The organism is Parafrankia sp. FMc2 (assembly GCF_041008525.1).
Taxonomy (GTDB): Bacteria; Actinomycetota; Actinomycetes; order Frankiales; family Frankiaceae; genus Parafrankia.
Window position 1 is genome coordinate 1 of record NZ_JBFLUG010000282.1, and the last position, 4,215, is coordinate 4,215.

Annotated in this window: 1 protein-coding gene; it reads right to left on the reverse strand. The window is 64.0% G+C overall.

Annotated features, from left to right (window positions below; genetic code table 11):
* Positions 1-127: 127 nt before the first annotated feature.
* Positions 128-4,215 (reverse strand): RHS repeat protein (locus AB1460_RS36040; protein ID WP_368966963.1); only part of this gene is annotated, 4,088 nt, incomplete at its 5' end.

Genomic DNA, 4,215 nt, shown 5'->3' on the forward strand with positions numbered 1-4,215 from the left:
CCGCGGCCACCGCGGTTTCTTTGTTGGTTCTCACAAACTACGGAGAATCACACGGTGGCCGCGCCCGTTCGGACGCCACGCCGTCGCCCACTCCAGAGACCACACGCCGACCACTGTCACTGGAGTACTAGTAGATCGTGCCTCCTCCCGCGGCACTCCAGGAGGCCTGCCGGCCCCTGAGGTACATGTTTCCAAAAAACTCAAATCTTAGTCGGGTGCCCGGCCTGATCCACCCCTTCTTGCCGCTTCCGTAGTTGTAGTACCCGAACTCGTTCGTCACCTTTCCATCCTTTACCTTCCTGGCTCCGAGTGTGGCATGGAAAGGATAGTCGCCGCGTTCTGTGTGTCCATAGTGATTCTGCACGACGAACTTGCCGTTTATGTAGTAGCGGTAGTAGAGCTTGATGCTCGCGGAGCGATATATTCCGGTGAAATTGACATGCCATGATACCGAGCAGACATTGTTGCATGTGCCATGGATATCGACGTTGCCGGCGGGCCCGTACTGTGTCCGGAAGTAGAAGTTGTAACGGCCGGTGAGGTCGACCTTGTTATATGGATCCTGGCTGGCGTATTCGTATGGATTCTCATTGCCGCCGACTATCGGATCGACCTGGAGAAAGCGGCCTGTGTTGGGGTTGTATAGGCGGACCCCCATGAGGTATATGCTGGAAACTGTGTCGTGTGATCGCTGGAACGTGCCAAGCCAGCCAAGAGGCGAGGTGGCCGGCGAAGTGTTGTAAGGCCTACCAAATTCCTGGGTTTCCTGGAAGGAGGATGGGGCGGTGGCTGAAGTTGAATTGTCTACCGTGGCGACGGTATCGCCATGGAGGTTGTGTAGAAGTAGCGTCACGACTCCTGCTTGGTCCTGTGTCGCGACGAGGGCGCCTCCGATGCCCAGAATATTTCGGACCCAGGACCCCCCCGTCTTAGCGACCCACGAGGGGCTGTCATCGCTGGCGGTTCCGTAATGGTTGACAGTCGTCGTACCACTCTGGGTCCAGCTCTGTATGCGGCGTGCGGGGTCGAGTTCATAGGTGCGGGAGGTTCCTCCCTGTGTTTCGGAGGCAACCATGTCGTTCACGTAGTACCCAAGAGTGAGCGGGGTTCCGCCGGCATCGCTGGCGGGAACGGCGGTGGCGCGGCCGAAGAGGTCATAGGCATAACCGGTGTCGGTCATGCGGTCGGCCTGGTCGTAGGTGTGGCCGAGGCTGTAGGTGGGTGTGGTGCTGGTAGAGCAGGTGGGGTTGGGGGCGTTGGTGCCGGCGTCGGGGTAGGAGATTTCCTGGGTGCGGTTGTAGTCGGCGTCGTAGACGTACCGGCGGGAGGTGCACAGCAGGCTTCCGGTGTCGTTTCGGACGTCGCGGACGACCCCTAGGCGGCCGGCCGCGTCGTAGATGTGTTCACGGGAGCCGCTGGCGGATTCCAGTACACGAGCCTGGCCGTTTATGTTGTCAATCTGGGTGAAAGTGAGCCAGGTGGATCCGCCTTTGCTGTACCTGAGATTTGTCGGGCTGCCTGAATTGCTGTAACGGGTGTCGGCGACGACTCCGTTGGGATATGTCTGCGAGCTTATCTGCCCATCGCCGTTATAGGTTGCAGTGAGCGTGGAGGGTGCGCTGCCAGCGCCTATGTCGATACCCGTGACCAGGCCGCGATGCTCAGTCGACGTCGAGTAAGTGAAAGAGTAGGTGCCCTTCCCGTCATTAATGGATGCGACCTGCCCGTCGGCATCATACGAGGTGGTGGTTGTGTTGCCGCCGGCATCTGTCTGCGAGGTGACCTGGCCCCAGGTGTCGTATGTCGTACTGAGGGTTGTTCCGGCCGCTGTGGTGGTCGTGGGAAGTCCGGTGGTCGAGCTGTACGCGAAGGTCCTGGCCGGTACCGCAGTGCCGCCATCCGCCGCCGGGGTCACCGAAATGGATTCCGAGATCTTCCGTCCGGCGGCGTCGTATCCGTATGCTGTGGTGCGGCTCGTCGTCGCTGTTCCAACGACCACCGTCTCGACCTTGGTAGCTGGCTGGTTCAGGCTGTTGTACGTGTAGGTAACTGTCGGCAGCGGATTTCCTGTGGATGGCTGCGCCGCAGGTCCGGTCCGACAGAGAAGGCCTGCCCAGGACGGATTTACACAAACTCCTGATCCGCTGGGCGAATAGTACTGACTGATTGATGTGTACGCGTCATTCCCGGTTCCGCTGGCTTTGGGCTGGCGGCTCTCCAGTGGCTGTCCGGTGGGGTTGAAGTAGTTTCGTCGCTCGATATCGGGGGTGGACCCTCCGCCCATCCAGGTCTTTACGCTGGTCGGCGTGTTAAGGTTCCAGCCGGATGTCGATGAATCTGCCCCGGGGGAGGTCTCGTACCCGTATTCGACCTTCCGCGGGTCCGTGTCGCTGCTGCCTGAAAAGGCGGTGGTGGTCACCGTGGTCGCGAGCCAGTAGGGGTCGGCCGCCGGGGGTGCTCCCTGATCGTAATCAGTGTGGACATGCGAGCGTGCCGATGATCGGACGCCGTTGTTGTTGATGTAGCGATGTTTGGGTCCGTAGACGTCCGTTACCGCAATCCCGTCACCCGTGTAAATCGTGTCGGTGTCCAGCAGTTGGGCGCGGGCAGCGGAGTCGGTCAACGCGGCTACCGTCGGGTCGGTGTCCGGGGTCGGGTTCAGGGCCTGGTTTCGGTTCTCGGCGCTCAGGCTCCGGATAATGTTTCCATAGGGGCCCCATTCGGTCGTTGAGATCTGCCAGGCACCGGCTCCGTACACGGCCCTGTTCACGCCTTGGCCGTTGGCGTTCAGGTAGTTGATGTCGGCGTAGGGCCAGTCGGCGGCCACCGGTGGGTCGGAAGGGACGTGGCTGGCGGGGAAGACAGCGGTGGCCCAGGCTGGCTGGTCCTGCTGGCCCCAGTCATCGACCCGGCCAGGCGACATGTCGACGGGGGCGGCGCTGCCGGAAAGGGCCACGTTGTAGGCGATCTTGATCGTGGCGGTGCCGGCGCTGGCGGGGCGGGGGCGGGTGACGGTGGTGAGGCGGCCGTAGCCGTCGTAGTTGAAGCCCCAGGTTTCTTGGCCGGGGTGGATGTAGCCCTGGACGCGGCCTTGTGCGTCATACCAGGAGAGGGTGGCGAGGTGGCTGCCACCGGGGGTGTCGAGGCGGGGGTCCCAGGCGGCCCGTAGGTGCCCGGTGGTGTCGTAGGCGTAGCGGGCGACCTCGACGGGGGTGGTGCCGTTGAGGGCCATGGAGATGGTAGAGAGCTGGCCGGTGTAGTCGCCCCAGTCGGACCAGCTTCCGCCAGTGCCGGTGGCGGTGGTGGTGGCGGCGTAGGTGAGGGTGAGGGCGCGGCAGCCGCTACCGAGGGTGCCGGAGCAGTCGACGCCGTCGGGGACGGGGCCGAGGATGCGGGTGACCCGGCCCTGGGCGTCGGTGGTGAAGGTGGAGGTGGTGTTGGAACCGAGTTCCTCGACGCGGTCGACGACCCAGAGGGTGGTGAGGGTGCGGCCGATGGTGAGGCTGCCGGTGTAGGTCGGCATGGAGACGTCAGTGGCCGACAGCGAGTAGTCGCCCGTGAGCAGTGCGACGGACCCCGGTCCGACCGCGCTGACCTCATTGCTGTCGCTGAAGGAGTTGCGGGTGAGCTGGATGGTGGTTGCTTCTGTGCAGGTGACGACGGCGGCGGCGGTGCGGAAGCAGGCCTGGATCTGGATGGGTCCGTCGGAGCCGCCACCGAGGGTGCCGGGGATGTTCCAGATCTGGTTGTCGAAGGTGCCGGCGCCGTTGCGGGGCGCGGGCCAGGTCGGGTTGGTGGTGGTGCCCTGGGTGGTGGTCTGGGCGCTCGGGACGTCGGTCCAGGCGGTGGAGGGGTTGGTGCCGACCCGGTAGCGGTAGGTCACCGACACCTGTGAGGAGGGTGCTTCACCGCGCAGGGTCGCGAACCGCTGGGTGCGGGACTGCTCCGGTGGGGAGGCCAGTGCCGCATTCCCGACGCCGAAGTTGTAGGAGACGACGGGGGAAAGGTTGCCGGCGGTGTCGATGGTGCGCAGGTAGAAGGTGTGCAGGCCCTCGTCGGCGGTCAGCGACGCGCTGGTGGTGGCGTTGGTCGAGGTGGTGGGGGAGGGTTCGTCGAGGCCGTAGAGGAAGCCTGCGGTGTCACCGCCGGGTGAGGTCCAGGTGAAGGCGCCGCTGGTGGCGGAGGCCCAGCCGCCGGACGGCCAGGCGGTGGAGG